This window comes from Xanthomonas cassavae CFBP 4642, assembly GCF_000454545.1.
In the GTDB taxonomy this organism is placed as follows: Bacteria; Pseudomonadota; Gammaproteobacteria; order Xanthomonadales; family Xanthomonadaceae; genus Xanthomonas; species Xanthomonas cassavae.
In genome coordinates this window covers 2,792,938-2,816,321 of record NZ_CM002139.1, presented here as the reverse complement: position 1 = coordinate 2,816,321, position 23,384 = coordinate 2,792,938, and the positions used below count along the sequence as shown (strand labels likewise).

18 protein-coding genes and 1 pseudogene are annotated in these 23,384 nt (G+C 65.9%); 13 read left to right on the top strand and 6 right to left on the bottom strand.

Features of this window, described 5'->3' with window-relative positions:
• Positions 1-25: 25 nt before the first annotated feature.
• Together ccmB and ccmA are read right to left on the bottom strand one after the other, a co-directional pair.
• Positions 26-718: a heme exporter protein CcmB gene (gene ccmB, locus XCSCFBP4642_RS0112525; protein ID WP_029220084.1), complete on the bottom strand. Its 693-nt coding sequence runs from the start codon at positions 716-718 to the stop codon at positions 26-28.
• On the bottom strand, positions 715-1,359 hold the full coding sequence (ccmA, locus tag XCSCFBP4642_RS0112520) for a heme ABC exporter ATP-binding protein CcmA (RefSeq protein ID WP_029220083.1): 645 nt from the start codon (positions 1,357-1,359) through the stop codon (positions 715-717). Before ccmA ends, ccmB begins: the two co-directional genes overlap by 4 nt.
• A 245-nt stretch (positions 1,360-1,604) precedes the next feature.
• Between ccmA and XCSCFBP4642_RS0112515 the strand changes: the two genes are divergently transcribed.
• A complete protein-coding gene (locus XCSCFBP4642_RS0112515) occupies positions 1,605-2,753 on the top strand; it encodes a pyridoxal phosphate-dependent aminotransferase (RefSeq protein WP_029220082.1) in 1,149 nt (382 codons plus the stop codon).
• Between the two features lie 146 nt (positions 2,754-2,899).
• Entirely contained in the window at positions 2,900-3,703 is an 804-nt protein-coding gene (locus tag XCSCFBP4642_RS0112510) for an amidohydrolase (protein ID WP_029220081.1), read from the top strand.
• A 101-nt stretch (positions 3,704-3,804) separates the two neighbouring features.
• Here XCSCFBP4642_RS0112510 and XCSCFBP4642_RS24770 read toward each other — a convergent pair whose 3' ends face one another.
• A complete protein-coding gene (locus XCSCFBP4642_RS24770; RefSeq protein ID WP_033898323.1) occupies positions 3,805-4,572 on the bottom strand; it encodes a glutaminyl-peptide cyclotransferase in 768 nt (255 codons plus the stop codon).
• Between the two features lie 165 nt (positions 4,573-4,737).
• On the opposite strand from XCSCFBP4642_RS24770, the gene XCSCFBP4642_RS0112500 reads away from it, so the two are divergent.
• Complete coding sequence (locus XCSCFBP4642_RS0112500; protein WP_029220080.1) at positions 4,738-5,175, top strand: hypothetical protein; 438 nt, start codon at positions 4,738-4,740, stop codon at positions 5,173-5,175.
• 216 nt (positions 5,176-5,391) lie between these two features.
• On the opposite strand, the gene XCSCFBP4642_RS0112495 is transcribed toward XCSCFBP4642_RS0112500, so the two are convergent.
• From XCSCFBP4642_RS0112495 to XCSCFBP4642_RS0112485, 3 genes are read right to left on the bottom strand one after another with little or no spacing between them, the layout of a single operon-like run.
• Positions 5,392-7,029 carry a pseudouridine synthase gene (locus tag XCSCFBP4642_RS0112495; RefSeq protein WP_029220079.1) on the bottom strand — a complete coding sequence of 546 codons (1,638 nt, stop codon included), beginning with the start codon at positions 7,027-7,029 and terminating at the stop codon, positions 5,392-5,394.
• Positions 7,022-8,191: an SMC-Scp complex subunit ScpB gene (scpB, locus tag XCSCFBP4642_RS0112490; protein WP_228325632.1), complete on the bottom strand. Its 1,170-nt coding sequence runs from the start codon at positions 8,189-8,191 to the stop codon at positions 7,022-7,024. The genes XCSCFBP4642_RS0112495 and scpB overlap by 8 nt, the downstream gene beginning before the upstream one ends.
• On the bottom strand, positions 8,169-9,197 hold the full coding sequence (locus tag XCSCFBP4642_RS0112485) for a segregation and condensation protein A (RefSeq protein ID WP_029220077.1): 1,029 nt from the start codon (positions 9,195-9,197) through the stop codon (positions 8,169-8,171). Before XCSCFBP4642_RS0112485 ends, scpB begins: the two co-directional genes overlap by 23 nt.
• A gap of 228 nt (positions 9,198-9,425) precedes the next feature.
• Here XCSCFBP4642_RS0112485 and XCSCFBP4642_RS0112480 point away from each other — a divergent pair, with 228 nt between their 5' ends.
• From XCSCFBP4642_RS0112480 to XCSCFBP4642_RS27060, 10 genes and pseudogenes are all read left to right on the top strand, one after another.
• Positions 9,426-9,725, top strand: a complete 300-nt coding sequence (locus tag XCSCFBP4642_RS0112480; protein WP_029220076.1) for a YciI family protein — start codon at positions 9,426-9,428, stop codon at positions 9,723-9,725.
• A complete protein-coding gene (locus tag XCSCFBP4642_RS0112475) occupies positions 9,722-9,991 on the top strand; it encodes a BolA family protein (protein WP_029220075.1) in 270 nt (89 codons plus the stop codon). Before XCSCFBP4642_RS0112480 ends, XCSCFBP4642_RS0112475 begins: the two co-directional genes overlap by 4 nt.
• Before the next feature lie 326 nt (positions 9,992-10,317).
• Positions 10,318-11,340 carry a LacI family DNA-binding transcriptional regulator gene (locus XCSCFBP4642_RS0112470; protein ID WP_029220074.1) on the top strand — a complete coding sequence of 341 codons (1,023 nt, stop codon included), beginning with the start codon at positions 10,318-10,320 and terminating at the stop codon, positions 11,338-11,340.
• Between the two features lie 104 nt (positions 11,341-11,444).
• Positions 11,445-14,423: a TonB-dependent receptor gene (locus tag XCSCFBP4642_RS0112465; protein WP_029220073.1), complete on the top strand. Its 2,979-nt coding sequence runs from the start codon at positions 11,445-11,447 to the stop codon at positions 14,421-14,423.
• 102 nt (positions 14,424-14,525) lie between these two features.
• Positions 14,526-16,145, top strand: coding sequence for a glucoamylase family protein (locus tag XCSCFBP4642_RS24765; protein WP_033898321.1), 1,620 nt, complete (start codon positions 14,526-14,528; stop codon positions 16,143-16,145).
• Between the two features lie 3 nt (positions 16,146-16,148).
• Positions 16,149-17,519, top strand: coding sequence for a sugar ABC transporter substrate-binding protein (locus tag XCSCFBP4642_RS0112455; protein WP_029220072.1), 1,371 nt, complete (start codon positions 16,149-16,151; stop codon positions 17,517-17,519).
• Positions 17,516-18,400: a carbohydrate ABC transporter permease gene (locus tag XCSCFBP4642_RS0112450; RefSeq protein WP_029220071.1), complete on the top strand. Its 885-nt coding sequence runs from the start codon at positions 17,516-17,518 to the stop codon at positions 18,398-18,400. The genes XCSCFBP4642_RS0112455 and XCSCFBP4642_RS0112450 overlap by 4 nt, the downstream gene beginning before the upstream one ends.
• The gene (locus XCSCFBP4642_RS0112445) at positions 18,397-19,233 is read left to right on the top strand and encodes a carbohydrate ABC transporter permease (RefSeq protein ID WP_029220070.1); all 837 of its coding nucleotides are present in this window, start codon (positions 18,397-18,399) and stop codon (positions 19,231-19,233) included. The genes XCSCFBP4642_RS0112450 and XCSCFBP4642_RS0112445 overlap by 4 nt, the downstream gene beginning before the upstream one ends.
• Before the next feature lie 26 nt (positions 19,234-19,259).
• The gene (locus XCSCFBP4642_RS0112440; RefSeq protein ID WP_029220069.1) at positions 19,260-22,394 is read left to right on the top strand and encodes a discoidin domain-containing protein; all 3,135 of its coding nucleotides are present in this window, start codon (positions 19,260-19,262) and stop codon (positions 22,392-22,394) included.
• 50 nt (positions 22,395-22,444) lie between these two features.
• Positions 22,445-23,344: pseudogene (locus tag XCSCFBP4642_RS27060) on the top strand (endonuclease/exonuclease/phosphatase family protein); the annotation flags it as partial.
• Positions 23,345-23,384 lie beyond the last annotated feature (40 nt).

Sequence of the window (23,384 nt, the reverse complement as noted above, 5' to 3'; positions counted from 1 at the left end):
ATCAATGGCGCATCTGCAACGTCGATCAGCTGAGCGAGATCCGGATCGCCGCTGCCGCCGCCAGCGGTGCCAGCACGATGCCGATCACCAACCCTGCGCCCAGCAACAACAACGCACCCACCGCATCCTGTCCTTGCCCGCTGGCCGCCACGCTGCCGGCACCGAACACCAGCACCGGCACGTACAGCGGCAACGCCAGCAACGCCACCAGAATACCAGAGCGTTTCATGGTGACCGTCAGCGCCGCGACCACTGCGCCGAGCAGGCTCAGTAGCGGTGTGCCCAGCGCCAACGATGCCAGCAGCACCGGGAGTTGGTCATGTGGCAGGTGCAGCAATTCGCCCAGCAGCGGCGTCACCGCGATCAACGGCAGCGCGCTGGTGGCCCAATGCAGCAGCACGCGCACCGCGATCAGCCACGCCAGCGGCACCGGCGCCAGCAACCATTGCTCCATCGAGCCGTCCTCCACGTCGCTGCGGAACAAGGCATCCAGCGACAGCAGGCCGGCCAGCAGTACCGACAGCCACAGCACCGCCGGTGCGGCCTGTGCCAGCAGGTCCGGGCGCCCCCCCAGCCCCAGCGCGAACAGCACCACGATCAGCAGCGCGAACAGCGCCGGCTGCAGTGCGTCGCTGCGACGGCGCCACAGCAATTGCAGATCGCGACGCAGCAGCGCGCGGGCCGCTTGCAGCAAGGACGGCTGCGATGACGGCGTCATGCCGCGGCCTCCAGGGTGAGCATGCGGGTGCGCACCGGCGGTGCCGCGTAGGCGCCGTGGGTGGTGACCAGTGCCGCGCCACCGCCGCGCAGGTGCGCGGAAATCATCCGGTTGACCAGGGTGATGCCGTCCAGGTCCAGGTTGGCGTAGGGCTCGTCCAGCAGCCACAACGGAGCCGGCGAAAGCCACAGCCGCGCCAGCGCCAGGCGCTTGCGCTGGCCGGCAGACAGTTGCCGCACCAGCGCATCCTCGTAACCGGCCAGGCCCACGATGGCCAGCGCATTGCCGGGCATCTGCTTGGCCCGGCGGCCATGCAGGCCGCACAGGAAATGCAGGTTCTCCAGCGTGCTGAGGTCGGCCTTCAGGCCGGGCAGGTGGCCCAGGTAGGCCATGAAGCGGCTGCGGTCGCCGCGCCGCGCGGTCTTGCCGTCGATCTGGATCTGCCCACGCTCCACCTGCAGCAGCCCGGCCAGCACCCGCAGCAGCGTGGTCTTGCCGGCGCCGTTGTCGCCCTGCACCAGCAGGGCTTCGCCGGCATCCACGTGGAAATCCAGCGGGCCGAACACCGGCTCTTCGTTGCGGCTGAAGGCCAGCGCGCGCGCCGCCAGCAGCGGGGGCGCAGTGTGCAGCGGTTCGATCATCGGCGCAGCGGACTCCCGTCGCAGGACGGCATGGGGTGGGCGAGCGGGTGTCGGGCCATCGCCAACAGGCAACCGGCGCAACACGCTGTGAAGCAGGGCGCGCATTGTAACGACGATGGCCGCCGCCGGGGCGCATGCGCGCGGCGTGATGTGTCCGGGAACGCTGTTTTGCATGGCGCCTGGCGCACCGGCCGGGTCGCTTTGCGTACACTCGCGGTCCCCCGATTGCTGACCGGACTGGCGCGATGCCCCTCACGACCAAGCTGCCCAAGGTGGGCACCACCATCTTCACCGTCATGTCGCAGCTGGCGGCCGAGCACGGCGCGGTCAACCTGGGCCAGGGCTTTCCCGATTTCGCGGTGCCGCGGCGGCTGGTCGACGAACTGACCAAGGCCATGGCGGCCGGCCACAACCAGTACCCACCGATGACCGGCGTGGCCGCGCTGCGCCAGGCCATCGCCGGCAAGGCGCAGTGTTGCTACGGCGCGCAGGTCGATGCCGACAGCGAGATCACCGTCACCAGCGGCGCCACCGAGGCGATCTTCAACGCCATCCACGCAGTGGTGCGCGCAGGCGAGGAGGTCATCGTGCTGGACCCGGCCTACGACTGTTACGAGCCGGCAATCGATCTGGCCGGCGCGCGCGCGGTGCACGTGGCGCTGCACCCGCGGACCTTCGCCGTGGACTGGGACGCGCTGCGCGCGGCGATCACGCCGAAGACGCGCCTGCTGATGATCAACTCGCCGCATAACCCGTCCGGCGCGATGCTCTCGGCCGCCGACCTGCAGACGCTGACCGAACTGCTGCGTGGCACCGACATCTTCCTGCTCTCCGACGAGGTCTACGAACACATCGTGTTCGACGGCCGCCGCCACGAGTCGGTGCTGCGCTGGCCGGAGTTGCGCGACCGCGCGTTCGTGATCTCCAGTTTCGGCAAGACCTACCATTGCACCGGCTGGAAGATCGGCTATGCGATCGCCCCGCCGGCGCTCACCGCCGAATTCCGCAAGGTGCACCAGTACAACACCTTCACCAGCTTTGGCCCGGCCCAGCACGCCTTCGCCGCGATGATCCGCGACGAGCCCGAGCACGACGAGCAGCTGGGCGCGTTCTACCAGGCCAAGCGCGACCGCTTCCGCGAGCAGCTGCTGACCACCCGCCTGAAGCCGCTGCCGGTGCCCGGCGGCTATTTCCAGCTGGTGGATTACTCGGCGATCAGCGATCTGCCCGATACCGAATTCGTGAAGTGGCTGACGATCGAGAAGGGCGTGGCCGCGATTCCGTTGTCGCCGTTCTATGAGAATGCCCCGGCTGGTCAGCGTTTGGCGCGGCTGTGCTTCGCCAAGATCGATGCGACATTGGATGCGGCGATCGAGCGTTTGCAGCGGCTCTGACGAGCCGGGATGGTGGAGTCGGGAGTGGGGATTCGTAACGGCGGTTGGTCGTTTGTTGATGAGTTCGCGAAATGCCCGACGACAGAAAGCTGCCCGAGACCCGCCATTCGAATCCCCACTCCCGAATCCCGAATCCCGAGCCTTCAATGACCGACCTTCGCATCTCCCTGATCCAAGGCGATACCCGCTGGCATGACCCGGCTGGCAATCGCGACTATTACGCTGGATTGCTGGAGCCGCTGGCCGGGCAGAGCGATCTGGTGATCCTGCCGGAGACCTTCACCAGCGGGTTTTCCAACGATGCCATCGACAAGGCCGAAGGCATGGACGGGCCGACCGTGGACTGGATGCGCGCGCAGGCGGCGCGGTTGGGGGCGGCGGTGACCGGTAGCGTGCAGTTGCGCACCGAAGACGGCGTGTTCAATCGTCTGTTGTGGGCCACGCCGGACGGGGCGCTGCAGTACTACGACAAGCGCCACCTGTTCCGCTTCGGCAAGGAGCATCTGCGTTACGCGGCCGGCCGCGAGCGCCTCTGCATCGACTGGAAGGGCTGGCGGATCAATCCGCAGGTTTGCTACGACCTGCGTTTTCCGGTGTTCTGCCGCAACCGCTTCGATGTGGAGCGCCCGGGCCAGCTGGATTTCGACCTGCAGCTGTTCGTGGCCAACTGGCCGTCGGCACGCGCCTACGCCTGGAAGACGCTGTTGCGCGCGCGCGCGATCGAAAACCTGTGCTTCGTCGCCGCCGTCAACCGCATCGGCGTGGACGGCAATCAGTTGCACTACGCCGGCGACAGCGCGGTGATCGATTTCCTCGGCCAGCCGCAGGTAGAAATCCGCGAACGCGAACAGGTGGTCACCACCACCATCAGCGCCGCCGCCCTGGCCGACCACCGCGCCCGTTTCCCGGCGATGCTGGATGCCGATAAATTCGGGATTCGGGATTCGTGATTCGGGATTGGTGCAAGCCGCTGCCGCTCAGGTGTCAGCGCGCCCGCTGTTACCAATCCCCAATGCCGAATCCCCAATCCCGGCTACTCACCAATGCCCGGCTACTCACCCACCTTGATCTCATAGATCTTCGGCCACCGCTTGCCGGTGACGAACAGGCGGTCGTGCTCGGCGTCGTAGGCGATGCCGTTGAGCACGTCATTGGCCGGGTCGGTCAGGGTGTCCGCCGCCGGTACCAGCGCCTTGAGGTCGATCCAGGCGATGACCTTGCCGCTGGCCGGGTCGATGCGCGCGATGCGGGTGGTCAGCCAGACGTTGGCCAGCAGCTGGCCCTTGACCCATTCCAGCTCGTTGAGATTGTCCAGCGGCCGGCCGCGTGCGGTGACGGTGATGCTGCCGGTCTGCGTCAGGCTCTGCGGATCGAGCTTGCGGATGCGCGCGCTGCCGTCGCTCATGTAGATGGTGTGCGCATCGCTGGTCAGGGCCCACCCCTCGCCGGGATAGCTGAACTGTGCGCGTGGCGCCAGCGTAGCCAGGTCGTAGATGAAGCCGCGCTGGTTGCGCCAGGTCAGCTGGATCAGCCGGTCTTCCCAGGCCACGATGCCTTCGCCGTAGTAGGGAAGCGGCGTCTGCGCCTGCTGCACCACCCGGCCGGTCTCCAGCTCGACCTTGCGCACCCGCGACTGGCCCAGCTCGCCGGTGCTTTCGTAGAGATAGCCATCGCGATAGAACAGGCCTTCGGTGAACGCGCTGGTGTCGTGCGGATAACTGCGCACCACGGTATAGGCCTGGGTTGGAATGGCTTGGGCGCAATGCGCAGGCGGCGACACCAGGGCGGCGACAAACAGCAGGAGGGCAGGGCGTGACATGCCGACATGATCCCATGCCGTGGCCACGATTTGCAGCAGCCCCGACGCCGCGCGCCGCCAGCTAATGCTGGGCTGAACAGCATCAGCGCAGGGCGGTGGGCGTTGTCGCGGCTGCCACATCGGCGCTGCTAGTCTCGCGCCACTTCCACCACCGGCACCGCACACATGATCAGGTCACTGTCTCTTCTCGCGCTGCTCGGCGCCGCAACGCTGGCTCCGCAGGCGCAGGCCGCCGGCAATATCGACTGCCAGCTCTCGTTCAACCTGTCCGGCTGGTCGGTGTTCTACAAGACCGCCAGCGGCACTGGCACCATCAAGTGCGACAACGGCGCGGTGATTCCGGTCAAGATCTCCAGCAAGGGCGGCGGCCTGACGGTGGGCAAGTCGAAGATCACCGGTGGCCGCGGCTCCTTCTCCGGTGCGTACAGCCTGGACGATCTGTTCGGCACTTACGCAGCGGTTGAAGCGCATGCGGGCGTGGTGAAGTCCAGTACCGCCCAGGTAGTCACCAAGGGCGACATCTCCCTGGCCCTGGCCGGTACCGGCGAGGGCGTGGACCTGGGCGTCAACGTCGGCAACTTCGTGATCGAGCGCCGCAAGTAAGCCGTTCAATCAAGACCGCGCGCGCCTGCGGGCGCGTGTTGCGATGACCGGGTACCTGCCGATTGCCCGATGCCACGATCGTCGAGCCGAATGTGCAGGCAATCTTGCTGCAGTCCTGGCTCGTGGCGCTCGACCTGCTGTCACGCCGCCGGCAGGCGCATATGAAAACGGCCCTTCGCAGGGCCGCTTTTTATTGCAGGTGTCCGCCGCCAGGACTTAGCGACCGCGATTGCCGCCACCGGGCGGGCGACGGTTGCCACCGCCCGGCGGACGGCCGCCCGGACCGCGCGGAGCGCCGCCGGGACCACCGGGACCACGCGCGCCACCACCCGGGCCGCCGGGGCCACGATTGGCCGATGCCGGGCCGCGATTGCCGCCCGGACCCGGACGGCCGCCGCTGGGGCGACCGGCAGGACGCGCTGCGCCATACGGGCTGAAGCCCGGGTTGGCGTGGTCGGACGGGAAGATCGGCGCGTTACCCGGATGACCGTAGGGATGCTTGCGCTGCCCCTGGCCTTGCGCCTGGCCCTGACCACCGGCACCGCCGCGTCCCTGACCCTGGCCGCCGCCGGCACCCGGACGTGCACTGCCCGGACCCTTCTTCGCGTACGGGCGCGCCTGGCCGGTGCTGTTGCCACCGGGGCCGGCATTGCGATGGCCACTCGGGCCGGTGCTGACGCCATCGGGCACATACCAGCTGCGGAACGCGGCCGGGTTGCCGTCCGGCAACGAGCGATCACCCTTGGCCGGGCCACGCTGCTTGAACGGGCGCTGCTGCGACTGCCGGGCTGCGGCTTCGCCGCTGACGGTCAGGCCGCCCTTGAAACCGCCGGGCTTGCCGCGGCCACCACGGCCGCCGCGGTCTTCGCGCAGGTTGTCGAAACGGCGCAGCTCGCGGCCTTCATCGGCGCCGGAGGTCTGGCCGTTGACGTAGGCATTGCTGCGGCCATCGCGCGAGACGTGCACGGTGGACTTGGCGGCGCGGCGCTGGCCGATCACCGGCTGCAGCGTCAGCGCCGACGGCGCGCCTTCTTCCAGCTTGAGTTCGGCACGCAGGCTGTCGACCTTGTCCTGCGCCACTTCGATGGACTGCCCACGCAGCAGTTCGCGCGGCAGCGAGATCTTGCCGTAGCGGCTGCGCTTGAGGCGACTGACCTGGCAGCCCTGCGACTCCCACAGGCGACGCACTTCGCGGTTGCGACCTTCCTTGACCACCACGCGGAACCAGTCGTGCGAGTCGGTGCCGCCGATGCGTTCGATCTCGTCGAACTTGGCGCCGCCGTCTTCCAGCAACACGCCGCGCGACAGGCGCTCGATGATGGCGTCGGAGACCTTTTCTTCGCCTTCCGGGGCGCGCACGCGCACCACGTATTCGCGCTCGACCTCGTAGGAGGGATGCATCATCGCGTTGGCCAGTTCACCGTCGGTGGTGAGCAGCAGCAGGCCGGTGGTGTTGATGTCCAGGCGGCCGATGGCGATCCAGCGCGAGCCCTTCAGTGCCGGCAGCGACTCGAATACGGTCGGGCGGCCTTCGGGATCTTCGCGCGTTGTCACTTCGCCTTCGGGCTTGTTGTAGATCAGCACGCGCGACGGCTCGGTCAGCGCGCTGGCCACGAAACTGCGGCCATCCAGCTCGATCTTGTCGCCGCTGCGCACCGACATGCCGGTCTGCGCGAGGGCGCCATTGACCTTGATCAGGCCATCGGCGATGCGCTGTTCCAGCGCGCGGCGCGAGCCCAGGCCGGCCTGGGCCAGCACCTTGTGCAGGCGCTCTTCCAGCTTGGGCGCTTCGGGCGCGCTGTCGCGCTTGAGGGAAAGCTTGTTCAACGACAGCTTGCGGGGGGTGTCACTCATGTGTCTGGCTCCGGCCGACGCGCTCTGGGTCGGCCTCTGGGTCGGAATCGGCTTCGTCAACAGCCACGGTCGTCGTCGCGACGGCGTTGTCTTCGTCTTCGTTCACTGCATCCGCGCGCGTGCCCGGCGCGGTGTCGGGGTCGCCCTCGCGGGCGGCATCGGGGTGGTGCGTATTCGGGTCCTGCGCCGAGGCGGGCTCGGGGTGCTGCGGTGTGCCTGGGTGCTGCTCGTCGGCATCGCGGCTGCCGGCGTCGTGCCGGTGCTGCTCCTGCTCGATCTCCGACGCCTCATCAGCTGCGCTGCTGGGCTGCGCAGCAGCATCCTCGATGTCGTCGTCTGACTCATTGCCGTTATCGGCGGGGGCGGCGTTCTCTTCATCAGCCGGAGCGGTGCCGTTGTCGCTGGACTCAGCCGGTGTGGTGCCGGCATCTGCCGTTGAGGGTGTGTCGCCCACATCGGCATCTGCATCCGTGTCACCGGCGCCGGCGTCGGCTGCATCAGCATCCGCCGCATCCTGCTCGGCCCGCATCGATGCCGAGGCCGGGACTGCGCCGTCCAGCTGGCCATCGCGGTCCAGCGGCAGCTGCGGTTCGAGCTCGGCAATGTCCTTCAACTCGGACAATGGCGGCAGCTCGTCCAGCCGCTTGAGCCCGAAGTAATCCAGAAAGCTCTTGGTGGTGCCGAACAGCGCCGGCTTGCCGGGCACGTCGCGGTGGCCGACCACGCGGATCCATTCGCGCTCTTCCAGCGCCTGGATGATATTGCTGCTGACCGCCACGCCGCGCACCTGCTCGATCTCGCCGCGGGTGATCGGTTGGCGGTAGGCGATCAGCGCCAGGGTTTCCAGCGTGGCGCGGGTGTACTTGGTGCGGCGTTCGGTCCACAGCCGGGCCACCCAGCCGTGCACCTCGGCCTTGACCTGGAAGCGGAAGCCCGAGGCCACTTCGACCAGTTCCACGCCGCGCTCGGCGCAGGCCTCGCGCAGCAATTCCAGTGCGCGCTCGACGCTGTCGGGCGGTGCCGGCTCTTCCTCTGGAAACAGCCCCTGCAGCTGTGCCAGCGTCAGCGGCTGGCTGCTCGCCAACAGGGCGGCTTCGATGATGCGGGTGATCAGCGCTTGATCCATTCGGTGATCGGCTTCAGATAGGTTCGTTGGCGGCATCGCTGTCATCGAATTCGCTGGAGAATTGCAGCGGCGCATTGGTATTTCCCAACGCCAGCGACTTCACGTAGATCGGCGCCAGCGGCGCTTCCTGCACGATGTCCAGCAACTGCTCTTTGGCCAATTCGAGCAGCGCCAGGAAGGTGACCAGCACGCCGAGCTTGCCTTCTTCGGCCGTGAACAGCGATTCGAAACGGTAGAACTTGCCATCGTCCAGGCGGCTGAGCACATCGCCCATGCGCTGGCGCACGCTCAGCGCCTCGCGCTTGATCGCGTGCCCGGTGAACAGCTCGGCGCGTTTGAGCACGTCGTACAGCGCCATCAGCATTTCTTTCAGTTCCACCGGCGGCGGCAGCTTGACCGCGGCGCGCTCGGGCAGATGCGCCTGCACCGGGGCGTTGTCGCGGCCCATGCGAGGTAGCGTGTCCAGGTCCTCGGCAGCCTGCTTGAAGCGCTCGTATTCCTGCAGGCGGCGCACCAGTCCGGCGCGCGGGTCTTCTTCTTCGCCATCCTGGCTGGGCGGGCGCGGCAACAGCATGCGCGACTTGATCTCGGCCAGGATCGCGGCCATCACCAGGTATTCCGCCGCCAGTTCGAAGCGCAGCTCCTGCATCACATTGATGTAATCCACGTACTGCCGGGTGATCTCGGCGACGGGGATGTCCAGGATGTCCAGATTCTGCCGGCGGATCAGGTACAGCAGCAGGTCCAGCGGACCTTCGAAGGCATCCAGGATGACTTCCAGCGCGTCCGGCGGGATATACAGATCCTGCGGGATCTGCAACACCGGTTGCCCATGCACCACCGCCAGCGGCATTTCCTGCTGCTGTGGCGGCGCGCTCGTGGCTGGCGGATTCGCGTCGTGCGCGAGTTCGGAATTCATCAGGTCGACATCGGGTCTTACGGTCGCCGGCTGCGATCTGAGCCGCGCCTGCAGGGCTTTGCCTTGAGTTATTGCGATCAAAGTCGTGCCTGGGCCGGCACGTTCCCACAAATCCACATACAACGTGCGCCGCGTGGCATGCGGCGACGGAACAGCGAGGAGGTCGTCTACGCGAGCCGGCGGTGGGCAGCGAATCGGTCGTCGAGAACAGCGTTGAGCCTGTGCCGACGGGCCGCTGCGTCCGGTTGCGTGTGCAGTGGCGCCAAGGGTAATGCGTGCGCGGGGGCGGTGTCCAGCGCCGGGCCGGCTAGAATCCCCTGGGTGATCTTCAAGTTCTGGGTGAGGTGGCGTGTGTGGTTCGTAATCGAAGGGTATGACGGCGCCGACGCACTGGCGGCCCGGCAGCAGGCCCGACCGGCGCATCTGGCGCGTTTGCAGGCGTTGGCGGCGGCAGGGCGCCTGCTGGTGGCCGGGCCATGTCCGGCGATCGATGCCGAGGATCCAGGCCCGGCCGGTTTCAGCGGCAGCGTGGTCATCGCCGAATTCGACGCGCTGGACGACGCCCGCGCCTGGGCCGATGCCGATCCGTATGTCGAGGCAGGCGTCTACGCCCGCACCGAGGTGCGTCCGTTCCGCCGGGTGCTGCCATGAGCCGGGCAGAGCGGATCCGCACCGCGCTGCAGGCGGCGCTGGCGCCAACCGAGCTGGAAGTGGTGGACGACAGCCATCGCCACGCCGGGCATGTGGGCGCGCGCGACGGGCGTGGGCATTTCAATGTGCGCGTGGTCAGCGCCGCCTTCGTCGGCAAGCCGCCGCTGGCGCGGCACCGCGCGGTCTATGCCGCGGTGGGCGAGATGATGCAGACCGATATCCATGCCTTGTCGATCGAGGCCTTCGCGCCGGGTGAGGCGGGGTAACCAGGGCAGCCGTCGTAGGAGCGCACCTGGGCGCGACGAAGCTTTACCGGTAACGCCCCATCGCGCCCAGGTGCGCTCCTACGGGGTCGACTGTCCCCTGACATGGCGGAACAAACTGCCCCAAGCGTGATCCGCGTTCTGCTTCGGTTGTGGGCCCATGGGTACTGTTTTGTTGCGTCGCAGCACATTAATTCACGCATTCATCACTTGCAGCTAGTTGATCTGTAAGTGTTTTCACGCATGTGAAGATGGGGGTTTACGCCCCTGTATGAAAACGCTTACAGTCCGCGCCAGTTTTGGGAAGTCGGTTACGGAGGGCGACACGCATGGCCAAAGGTGCGGTCACCATCAAAGATGTCGCTCGCGAAGCACAGGTCTCCGTGGCCACGGTGTCGCGCGCGCTCAACGGGCATGACAACGTCGCCGGGGCTGTGCGTCGGCAGGTCATGGCGGTGGCCGAACGTCTGCGCTACAGCCCGCATGCTGCCGCCCGCAGTCTGAGCAGCCGGCGGTCGCAGACGCTGGGCGTGGTGCTGCCCGATCTGTATGGCGAATTCTTTTCCGAGCTGATCCGCGGTATCGATGGCGCGGCACGCGCTGCCGGGCAGCACCTGCTGGTGTCCAGCTATCACGGCGATCCGGAAGCCCAGGGCCGGGCACTGCGCTCGATGCGGGGGCGCGTGGATGGCCTGCTGGTCCTATCACCGTACGCCGAGCAGCCGGGCTTCCTCACCGACAACCTGCCGCAGTCGCTGCCGACGGTGCTGATCAATGCGCACCTGCCCGGTGCGGGCTATCCGGTGCTGAGCACCGACGACCATGCCGGCGCCATGACCATGACCGAGCATCTGCTGCGCGCAGGTCACCGGCGGATCGCCTTCATCGGCGGGCCGGCGCTCAATGTCGATGCGCGTGAGCGCCTGCGCGGCTTCCGCGATGCGATTGCCGGATTCGGCGAGCAGGCGCAGGGAATCGAGTATGCCGGCGAGTTCGACGAAGCGTCCGGCCACCGCGCCGGGCTGGCAATGCTGGCTGCGGGCGCATTGCCCGATGCGGTCTTCGCGGCCAACGACATGACCGCGCTCGGCTGCCGTTACGCCTTTGCCCAGGCCGGCGTGTCGGTGCCCGGCGATGTCGCCCTGGCCGGTTTCGACGACATCCCGCTGGCCCGCTTCGTCCATCCGCCGCTGACCACCATGCGGGTCAGCATCGCGCGGCTCGGCGAGCAGGCGATGACCCGGCTGATGCGGCTGGTCGAAGCGCCGGGCGCCGACGACGGCATGCGCCAGCTGCTCACGCCCGAGCTGGTGATCCGCGCGTCCTGCGGTGCCGGCACGCCGGGCACCTGACCTTTTCGCGGACGTTCTGTCCGCTCCCGCTGCTCCCCCGCAGCGGTCGTTCCTGCACTACCGCACGACCACAACAACAATCTGTACCGATCCCTGGAGGGACCATGCACCATCACCACCCCCATTCCGCGCACCCCGCGCGCAAGCTGCTCAGCTGTGCCCTGGCCAGCTGCCTGCTGCTGGGCGCCGCGCCTGCGTTCGCACAAAGCACCGGCGCCACCATTCGCGGCCAGGTCACGGTCGACGCGGCACCGGCCGCACAGGCGCAGGTCACCGCGACCAATCTGGCCACCGGCCTGACCCGTACCGTGCAGGTGAGCAACGGCGGCTATTCGCTCGGCGGCCTGCCGCCGGGTTCGTACCGGATCGATGTCGCCGCCAACGGCCAGACCAGCTCGCAGAACGTCACCGTGCAGGTCGGCCAGACGGCAACCCTGAATCTGGGCGTCGGCGGCGAGCCGGCCACGGCCGAGGGTGGTAACGCCACCACGCTGGATGCGGTGCAGGTCAAGGCGCCGCCGGTGCTGGTGGAAACCCGTACCTCCGAAAACGCCACATATATTTCCAACGTGCAGATCCAGAACCTGCCGCGTGCCACGCGCAACTTCCTGGAACTGGCCGACACCGTGCCGAACGTGCAGTTCACCCGCGAGGCCAACGGCACCACCAAGGTGCGCTCGGGCGCCACCTCGGCCGAAGGCACCAACGTCTACATCGATGGCGTGAGCCAGAAGAACTACGTGCTGACCGGCGGCGTCAGCGGCCAGGATTCCAGCCGCGGCAACCCGTTCCCGCAGTCGGCGATCGGCGAGTACAGGGTCATCACCTCCAACTACAAGGCCGAGTTCGACCAGGTCAGCGGCGCAGCCATCGTGGCCTCGTCCAAGTCCGGCACCAACGATTTCCACGGCAGCTTCTTCTGGGATACCAGCAACGACGGCTGGCGCGAAGAGAGCCCGCTGGAGAAGAAGGCCGGCGTGCGCGACGACTTCGAGGAGACCCAGTACGGCGCCACCTTCAGCGGCCCCATCCTCAAGGACAAGGCGCACTTCTTCATCGCCTACGAGGCCAAGGAATACACCACGCCGAACGTGGTGATTCCCGGCTCGATCTATTCCGACCGCGTCGACCAGTTGCCGGCGCAGCTGCAGCCGTTGGTGGTGACCTCCAGCACGCCATTCAAGGAAGACCTGTACTTCGGCAAGATCGACTGGACCATCGGCGACAACAACCTGTTCGAGCTGACCGGCAAGTACCGCAAGGAAGACGAGCTCAACGATGTCGGCCAGACCTCGACCTATGAGCACGGCAGCATCAACGGGCAGGAAGAAAAGCGCGCCAACCTGCGCTGGCAGTACAGCGGCGCCAACTTCCTCAACGAAGCCAACCTGAGCTACGAAAGCGCGTTCTGGAACCAGGCGCCGATCAACAACGGCAACGGCTACATCCTCAGCTACACCCCGGTGCGCGGCAACGAGACCGATATCCTGGCCGCCGGTGCCGGCAGCAGCTTCCAGCGCAAGGGCCAGAAAGGCTGGACCTTCCAGGACGATTTGACCTTGAACAGCCTGGAATGGCATGGCGCGCACACCGTCAAGATGGGCGTGAAGTTCAAGAGCATCGATCTGGACTTGACCCAGTTCAACCCGGCCAACCCGCAGTACTACTACAACATCCTCACCGACGTGCAAACGCCGTACCGGGTGCGCTTCGGTGCGCCGCTGGTGGAAGGTGGCGGCTCGGTGGTGTCCAAGAACAAGCAGTACGGCATCTATCTGCAGGACGACTGGGAGGTCAACGAGCACTGGACCCTGAATCTGGGCGTGCGCTACGACTACGAAGAAACCCCAGCGTTCCTGGATTTCGTGACCCCTTCGGACGTTGCCAGCGCGTTGCAGAACTGGCCGAACCTGCGCAACGCCAACTACGACATCAACGACTTCATCAGCACCGGCAACAACCGCAAGGCGTTCAAGAATGCCTGGCAGCCGCGTCTGGGCGCCTCCTACGACCTGTTCGGCGACCAGGCCCACGTGATCTACGGCGGTGCCGGCCGTGCGTACGACCGCAACATCTTCGATTACCTGGCCCTGGAGCAGCTCAACAACTCCTTCAATTCCTATAGCTACTACTTCACCAGCGCCAACAACCCCGCCTGCCTGGGCGACCCGTGCACGGCATGGAATCCGGCCTATAACAGCCAGGAAGGGCTGAACACGCTGACCGCCGACAGCACCGGCGGTGGTGGGCGCGAGGTCTACCTGATCGACAACAACCTCAAGACCCCGTATTCGGACCAATTCAGCATCGGCATGCGCAACATGGTGCCGCTGTGGGGCCAGGACTGGTTCACCGACGTGACCCTGAGCCGCATCGAAAGCCACGACGGCTTCGCCTTCGTGCGCGGCAACCGCCTGCCGGACGGCGCGTTCTTCCAGCCGGGCACGACCTCGGGCGTGCCGACCGACGGGCCGGATGGCTACAGCGCCATCGTGCTGGGCACCAATGGCGTGGAAACCCGCAACAACCAGCTCGCGCTGCAGGTCGAAAAGCCCTTCGACGAAGAATCCGGCTGGGGCCTGACGGTGGCCTACACCTACTCCGATGCCAAGGAAAACCGCCAGTTCGGCGAGCATTACGCGCTGGACCGCGAACGCATCCAGGACTACGGCTGGCGTGAGGCCGGCGGCATTCCGAAGAATCGCCTGGTGGTCACCGGCATCTACGAGCTGCCGTACCAGATCAAGCTGTCCGGCAAGCTGTCGCTGGCCAGCCAGACCGCGCGCTACGGCCAGAACTGCCTTGCCGGCAACGACCAGTGCGACATCATCCAGTTCAAGCCGGATGGCACGCTGGGCTACAAGGAATTCAGCATTGCCGCCAATAAAGAATGGGATACCGGCGCAGGTGTCACATTCAATGTGCGTGCGGATATCCTCAACGTGTTCAACTGGGTCAATTACGCCGCCTTCAACGGCGATACCGGAACATTGCAGGACTTGAACACGGCTTACGGCACGCCGACCGGTGTGCTGGCATCGCCGATGCGTACCTTCCGTCTGGCCTTTGGCCTGAACTGGTGAGGTGGTCGACTGCCCTGGCTGCAAGGCCAGGGCGGTCGAACTCGGCGCCTGGATAGGGTAGGTTTGCGTGCGAGATGTAATCGATTACACAAGTGGGGGCGGATGAATAGGGGCAACACATCGCGTTGGTTGACGATTCCACTCTTGCTGGGTGCGCTGGTACTGGCCTCCTGCAAACAGGCCGAAGAACCCAAGGTGGCCGAAAGGAAGGCGCCAGTGAAAGTGATCCTAATCGAGGCGCAGTTGCCGCCCAAACCGGTCAAGCCGCCGCTGCCGCCACTGTTTTCGGATATCGAACGCCGCACCTTCCAGTTCTTCTGGGACACCACAAACGAGGTCAACGGACTGTCGCCGGACCGGTTTCCGTCACGCCCGTTCGCCAGCATCGCCTCGGTGGGGTTTGCGCTGACCGCGTATCCGATCGGCATCGAAAACGGCTGGGTCAGTCGCAATCAGGCGATCGACCGCACCCTGACCACACTCAAATTCTTCCGCGACGCGCCGATGGGGCCGCAGCGGACCGGTAGGGCCGGCTACAAGGGCTTTTACTATCACTTTCTGGACATGCAGCAGGGCAATCGCTACGACAGCTGGGTCGAGCTGTCGAGCGTGGACACCGCGCTGCTGATGATGGGCGTGTTGTTCACCCAGTCGTACTACGACGGCGAGGACCCGCGCGAGAAAGAAATCCGCCAGATCGCCGACGCGCTGTACAAGCGCGTGGACTGGCGCTGGCTGCAACAGCGTGCGCCGCTGATCTCGATGGGCTGGTTCCCGGAGAGCGGCTTCATCGACCACGACTGGATGGGCTACAACGAGGCGATGATGCTGTACATCCTCGCGCTGGGCTCGCCCACCCATGGCGTGGACCCGGAGGCGTGGACCAGCTGGACGCGCACCTATAACAACGATTGGGGCGTGTACCAGGGCCAGGAATACCTGTCCTTCGGCCCGCTGTTCGGCCACCAGTACAGCCATGTCTGGATCGACTTCCGCGATATCCAGGACCAGTACATGCGCGAACGCGGCATCGACTACTTCCTCAACAGCCGCCGCGCCACCCTGGCCCAGCGCGACTACGCCATCGACAACCCGATGAAATGGAAGGACTACGGCGAGAACGTGTGGGGCCTGACCGCCGGCGACGGTCCGCAGAACACCAGCCAGCAATACCGTGGCGAGCAGCGCCAGTTCCGCCACTACTCCTCGCGCGGCGCCGGCCTGCGCGAGAACTTCGACGACGGCACCATCGCACCCACCGCGGCGATCTCCTCGATCGTGTTCGCCCCGGAAGTGGTGATCCCGGCCACCGAAGAAATGCACAAGCGCTATGGCGACTATCTGTATTCCAGCTATGGCTTCCTGGATTCGTTCAACCCCAGCTTCAATTACGACATCCCGCTCAAGACCGGGCGCATGGTGCCGAACCGCGGCTGGGTGGCCGGCGACTACATCGGCATCGACCAGGGTCCGATCCTGACCATGATCGCCAATTACCAGACCGAATTTGTCTGGAACGTGATGAAGAAGAACCCCTATATCCGCGCCGGTCTGGAACGCGCCGGTTTCACCGGCGGCTGGCTCACCCCCGAAGGCGAGCCGCAGCCGCTGCCGCAGAAGGACGAACAGAAGGCGGCCGCGCGCGCGCTGGGCATGGCCGAATCGCGTGCCGCCGCCGCCCAGGCGCAGCAAGACCCCTCGCAACGCCAAAAACCCGAGTAATCCGTGCGCCTTTTGAAACTGTTGATGTTGGCCGCCACCCTGTGTGCAGGTGTGGCGGGATGTGATCGCTCCGATCCGGCCAAGACCACCGTGCGCTTCTGGGCGATGGGCAAGGAGGCCGAAGTGGTGGCCGAGCTGGTGGCCGACTTCGAGAAGCAGAATCCGGACATCCAGGTCGATGTGCAGAACATCCCAATGACCGCGGCACACGAAAAACTGCTCACCGCCTTCGCCGCCGATGGCTTGCCGGACGTGTGCCAGCTCGGCAACACCTGGCTGCCGGAATTCGCCCTGCTGGACACGCTGGAGCCGATGCAGTCATACGTGGCGCGCTCGACCATCGTCGACCCGGCCGATTATTTCCCCGGCGTGTGGGACACCAATGTGTTCGATGGCACCCTGTACGGGGTGCCGTGGTATGTGGACACGCGGCTGCTGTTCTACCGCAAGGATCTGTTGCGCGAGGCCGGCTACAGCGAAATGCCCAAGACCTGGGCCGAGATGGAACAGGTGATGGCCGCGATCAAGCGCAAGGTCGGCCCGGACCATTACGCCATCCTGATGCCGCTCAACGAGTTCGAGCAGCAGCTGTCGTTCGCGCTGCAGCAGGACGACCGCCTGCTGCGCGACCACGACAACTACGGCAACTTCCGCGGCGAAGGCTTCCGCAAGGCGCTGGGCTTCTACGACAACATGTATCAAAAGGGCTGGGCGCCGAAGGTCTCCGAGACCCAGGTGTCCAACGTCTGGTACGAATTCTTCAACGGCTACTACGCGTTCTATCTGTCGGGCCCCTGGAACGTGCGCGAGTTCAAGCTGCGCCAGCCGCCGGGCATGGAAGGCAAGTGGGGCACCGCGCCGTTGCCGGGCCCCAATGGCCTGGGCGCCGGCATTGCCGGCGGCTCCAGCCTGGTGATCTTCAAGTCGTCGCAGCAGAAGGACGCCAGCTGGAAGCTCATCGAATATCTCTCGCAGCCGCAGGTGCAGGCGCGTTTCCACGCCATCATCGGCGACCTGCCGCCGCGCCGCAGTACCTGGGCGTTGCCTTCGCTGGCCAACGACGAACTGGCGCATGCCTTCGGCGACCAGCTGGAGCGGGTCAAGGCTACGCCCAAGGTGCTGGAGTGGGAGCGCATCGTGCAGGAAATGCGTCTGGTGACCGAGCGCGTGGTGCGTGGCGGTCAATCGCACGAGGCGGCCGTGCAGGAACTGGATAAACGCGTGGACGAGATCCTGGCCAAGCGCCGCTGGATCTTCGAACAGGAGGGTGGGCATGTCGGTCCGGCCGGTGAGACGGCTACGCCGGCGGTAGCGCCGGCTGCTGCAGAAACCACCGCGCCAGCTGCCGCAGCGGGCCAGGGAGCCACACGATGATGAAGCGTAATTCCGTCGCCGGCTGGGTGTTCGCCGCACCGTCGATCCTGGTGCTGGGCATGTTCTTCGGCGTGCCGGTGCTCGCCGCGCTGGTGCTCAGCGTCACCGACTTCGACCTGTACGCGCTGGCCGACAGCAGCCATCTGCGCTTCGTCGGCCTGGGCAACTACATCGAGCTGCTGCAGACGCCGCTGTTCTGGAAGTCGTTGTGGAACACCACGTATTTCGTGCTGCTGGGCGTGCCGATGTCGATCGGCGTCTCGCTGGGCGCGGCATTGCTGCTCAACGCCAAGGCCTCGCGCTTCAAGGCGTTGTTCCGTACCGCCTTGTTCGCCCCGGTGGTGACCACGCTGGTGGCGGTGGCGGTGATCTGGCGTTATCTGTTCCACATCAAATATGGCCTGGTCAACTTCGGGCTGAGCCATCTCGGCATCGCTCCGATCGACTGGCTGGGCGATCCGCGCTGGGCCATGCCCACCATCATGCTGTTTGCGGTGTGGAAGAACTTCGGCTACAACATGGTGATCTTCCTGGCCGGCTTGCAGGCGATCCCGCAGGATCTGTACGAAGCCGCGCGCATCGACGGCGCGTCGCGCTGGAAGCAGTTCCTGCACATCACCTTGCCGATGCTCGGCCCGGTGCTGATGGTGGTCGGGGTGATCACCATCTCCGGCTATTTCCAGCTGTTCGCCGAGCCCTACGTGATGACCCGCGGCGACCCACTGCAGAGCACCGTCAGCGTGCTGTATTTCATGTTCGAGGAAGGCTTCAAGTGGTGGAACCTCGGCCGCGCGTCGGCGGTGGCGTTCCTGTTGTTCCTGATCATCCTGGCGGTGACCAGCGTGATGCTGCGCTTTGGCCGCAAGAAGGACCTGATATGAGTCGAGATGTCGGCGAGTCGCGCTGGAATGCCGTGCTGATCAACGGCGGCTTGCTGGTGCTGGCCCTGATCAGCCTGGCGCCGCTGCTGTGGATGCTGTCGGTCTCCTTCATGCCCACCGGCGAGGCCAGCCGCTTTCCGCCGCCGATGCTGCCGTCGGCGTTCACCCTGGCCAACTACCACGAGCTGTTCGCGCGCACCGGCATGGCGCGCAACTTCGCCAACAGCCTGCTGGTGTCCGGGCTGATCACGCTCGGCTCGCTGCTGATCAACACCATGGCCGGCTATGCCTTCGCCAAGCTGCAGTTCGTCGGCCGCGAGCGCATCTTCAAGATCCTGATGGCGGCGCTGGTGATCCCGGCGCAGGTGGCGATGCTGCCGCTGTTCCTGCTGATGAAGCAGCTGCATCTGGTCAACACCATCGGCGGGGTGGTGGTGCCGGCGTTGGCCACGGTGTTCGGCATCTTCCTGGTGCGCCAATACGCGCGCAGCATTCCCGATGAACTGATCGAGGCCGCACGCATCGACGGCGCCAGCGAGATGCGGATCTTCTTCCAGATCGTGCTGCCGATGCTCAAGCCGGTGCTGGTCACCCTGACCATCTTCACCTTCATGGGCTCGTGGAACGACTTCATGTGGCCGCTGATCGTGCTGACCGACCAGGAGCAATACACCTTGCCGGTGGCGCTGGCGGCGCTGTCGCGCGAGCACATCATGGACGTGGAACTGATGATGGCCGGTGCGGTGGTGACGGTGATTCCGGTGCTGCTATTGTTCCTGGCGCTGCAGCGTTACTACATCCAAGGTCTTCTGCTGGGGAGTGTGAAGGGGTGAATCCAGTGTTCCTGCGACTGTTTGCCATGACCGCCATTGCCGCCGCGGGCGCGGCACAGGCGCAGGAGCGCGTGCTCGATGGCTTCAACGACATCGGCGCCTGGCGCCTGGTGGTGTCCAATCAGGTCAGCGGTTCGCTGCGCCCGGTGGCCACCACCTCCGGCGGCCATGCGCTGTGCCTGGATTACAACTTCAACGGCGTGTCCGGCTATGTCGGCATCCGCCGTAACCTGCCCATCGAGTACCCGGACAATTACCGGCTTGGCTTCGCGCTGCGCGGCGACTCGCCGTCCAACGATCTGCAGGTCAAGCTGATCGATGCCAGTGGCGATAACGTGTGGTGGGTCAACCGCCCCGGCTTTGCATTTCCGAAGAACTGGACCACCTTCAGCTACCGCAAGCGCAACATCGAAAAAGCCTGGGGTCCGGGCCAGGACAAGCAGCTGCGCAGCAGCGCAGATGTGGAATTCACCATCTACAACAAGGTCGGCGGCAAGGGCACGGTGTGCTTCGACCGCCTGACGCTGACGCCGTTGCCGCCGGAAGACACCTCGCCGCTCAAGGCCGAGGCCATCACCGACACCGCGCCGGCACTGGAACAGCGCCTGGCCGACGGCAAGCCGGACACGTTCTGGCTCAGCGGCGCGGTCAAGCAACAGACGGTCACGCTGGATCTGGGCAAGGTGCGCGAATTCGGCGGTGCCATCGTGCAGTGGGTGCCGGGCCTGCAGGCCTCGCACTATGTGGTGCGCTCTTCGGCCGATGGCCGCAGCTGGCGCGATCTGCGCACTGTCACTGCCGGCGCCGGCGGCACCGATTGGCTGGCGCTCCCCGATACCGAAGCGCGCTATCTGCGTTTCGATCTCAAGGACGGCCCCAACTGGCGCTACGGCATCAAGGAAGTGCAATTGCAGCCGCTGGCATTTGCCGCAACGCCCAATGACTTCATCAAGTCGCTGGCCGCGCAGCTACCGCGTGGCAGTTATCCGCGCGGCTTCTCCGGCGAGCAGCCGTACTGGACCATCCTGGGTCTGGATGGCGGCACCGAGCAGGGCCTGATCGGCGAAGACGGTGCGGTGGAAGTGGGCAAGGGCGGTTTCAGTATCGAACCGTTCGTGGTCACCGGTGGCAAGGTGCTGCACTGGTCCGACGTCAGCAGCGAGCAAAGCCTGCAGGACGACTACCTGCCGATTCCCAGCGTCGACTGGCACCACGACCTGATGAACCTGCGCGTCACCGCGTTCGTGCAGGGCACTCCGGAGCAGGCGCAACTGGTCGCACGTTATCAACTACATAACACCGGCAAGGACGCGCGCGAGTTCACCCTGGCCCTGGCGGTGCGTCCGTTCCAGGTCAATCCGCCGTCGCAGTTCCTCAATACCCTGGGCGGCGTCAGCCGGATCGAACAACTGGCGGTGGAGGGCGCGCAGGTCAGCGTCAACGGCAAGCCGCGGGTATTCGCCGCACAACGTCCGGATGCCGGCTTTGCCAGCGCCTTCGACAGCGGCATGGATGTCAGCCATCTCACCGCCGCCACGCCACCCGCCACGACCCAGGTCAAGGACGAAACCGGCCTTGCGTCGGGTGTGCTGCTGTATCGCTGGAAGCTGGAGCCGGGCCAACGGCGCGAGGTGGCGCTGGTGATCCCGCAGACCGGCACCGCGCAGTTGCCTGCCGGCTTCGATGCCGACACGGCGCAGCAGCAGGTCGCCCAGCAGTGGCGCAGCAAGCTCGATCGGGTGCGCATCAGCGTGCCGGCCGAAGGCAAGCCGGTGGTCGATACCTTGCGCACGGCACTGGCGCATATGCTGATCTCGCGCATTGGCCCGCGGCTGCAGCCGGGCACGCGCTCGTACTCGCGCAGCTGGATCCGCGACGGCGCCATGATCTCCGAAGGGCTGTTGCGGCTCGGCCGCGAAGATGTGGTGCGCGACTATGTCGACTGGTTCGCGCCGTACCAATTCGCCGATGGCATGGTGCCGTGCTGCGTGGACGACCGCGGCAGCGACCCGGTGCCCGAGAACGACAGCCACGGCGAGCTGATCTACAACATTGCCGAGTACTACCGTTACACCGGCGACAGGGCGTTCCTGGAGAAGATGTGGCCGCACGTCACCGGCGCGGTCGACTACATGGAAAAACTGCGTGCCAGCGAACGCACCGAAGACAACTTCATGCGTAACCCGGCCTTCTACGGAATGATGCCGGTGTCGATCAGCCACGAAGGCTATTCGGCCAAGCCGGTGCATTCGTACTGGGACAACTTCTGGGCGCTGCGCGGCTACAAGGATGCGGCGATGCTGGCCGGCGCGCTCGACAAGCCGGACGATGTTGCCCGCTTCGGCGCGGCACGCGATGAGTTCAGCGGCGACCTGATCGCCTCGCTGGGTGCGGCAGTACGCCAGCACAGCCTGGATTTCCTGCCTGGCTCGGCCGAGCTTGGCGATTTCGATGCCACCTCCACCACCATCGCGCTGACCCCGGGTGGCGAACAGCAGCGGCTGCCGCAGGACTTGTTGAGCAACACCTTCGAGCGCTACTGGAAGGAATTTTCCGATCGTCGCGACAGCAAGCGCGAATGGAAGGACTACACCCCCTACGAGTGGCGCAACGTCGCCGCGTTCGTGCGCCTGGGCTGGCGCGAGCGTGCCTGGGACGCCACCGCGTTCTTCTTCAAGGACCGTGCACCGCAGCCGTGGAACCAATGGGCCGAAGTGGTCTCGCGCACGCCGCGTAAACCGTTCTTCGTCGGCGACCTGCCGCATGCCTGGGTGGCGTCGGACTTCGTGCGCTCGGTGCTGGACATGTTCGCCTACACCCGCGAATCGGATCAGAGCGTGGTGATCGCCGCCGGGACCCCGACGCGCTGGTTCGAAGGCAAGGGTATCGGCATCGCCGAACTGCGCACGCCTTACGGACGCCTCAACTACACCTTGCAGCGCAGCGAAAAACAGCTGGTGCTGCAGCTGCAGTCTGGCCTGCTGATGCCGCCTGGTGGCGTGGTGTTCCCCTGGCCTTACCAGGGCGAACCCGGCAAGGCCAGCGTCAATGGCGAAACGGTGGACTGGCACAACGGCGAGTTGCGTATCCAGCAACTGCCGGCCACGGTGCAGATCGATGTCCCCAGCGCGGTGCGGCGGGCCGAAGAGGCTGCGCAATGACGCTAGTGCCTTGTCCTGGACGGGCAGGGCAGTGGCGCCACCATGGCGTGATGCTGGCCGCGGTGGCTCTGTTGATGGCGTGCGCTGCGGCTGCCCAGGCAGGGCCGGCAGACTCGCAGCTCAAGACGGGCCTCGCGAAGCAGCGCGGCGCGGCCGCTGTGGTTACGAGCTCAGAGCCGGGGACCCCTTCCACCACGCCGGCGCGCGAGATGACCCTGGTCACACTCAACCTGCACCACGACCGCGAGGACTGGCCGGGCCGTCGCGCGCATATCGTCAAGGAACTCAGGCAGCTGGCGCCGGACGTCATCGCGTTGCAGGAGGTCATCGAGCGGCGCGGCAGCGTGGAAAACCAGGCCACTTGGCTAGCGCGCAAGCTGGGCTACGACCTCATCTTCGCCTCGGTCGATTCCATTGGTGCACCCAAGCGCTACGGCAATGCGCTGCTGAGCCGACGCAAGGTACTGACCAGCCACCAGCGCCTGCTGCAACCGCTGGACGACTACCGCGTCGCCGCGCATCTGCAGGTGGATGTCGATGGCCAGCCGGTCAATGTCTACGTCACCCATCTCAACGAACGCGCCGATGCACGCGGCACCGCGACGCGAACGCGCCAGGTGGCCGATCTGCTGGAGTTCATTGGTTCCACCAGTGCACAGGCACCGGTGGTGATTGCTGGCGATTTCAATACCGCCGCCGATGCGCTGGATCTGGAGGCGCTACGCAAGGGTTATGGCGACAGCTACGGCAGCGTGCACCGAAACAGCGCCGCCGAGGTAAGTACCTTGAACCTGCATGTCTTCCACACGCCGGCACGCATCGATCATGTGTTCTTCCAGCAGAACCGGCTGCTTGCACGCGAAGCACGCATCCTGTTCGAAACCCCGTATGCCGAAGGCCGCTGGGCCTCGGACCACTACGGCGTCTGGGTGCGCCTGCAGCTCGCGCCCGGGGGCGCTCCTACGAACAGCAACAGATTGCAGCGCCGCC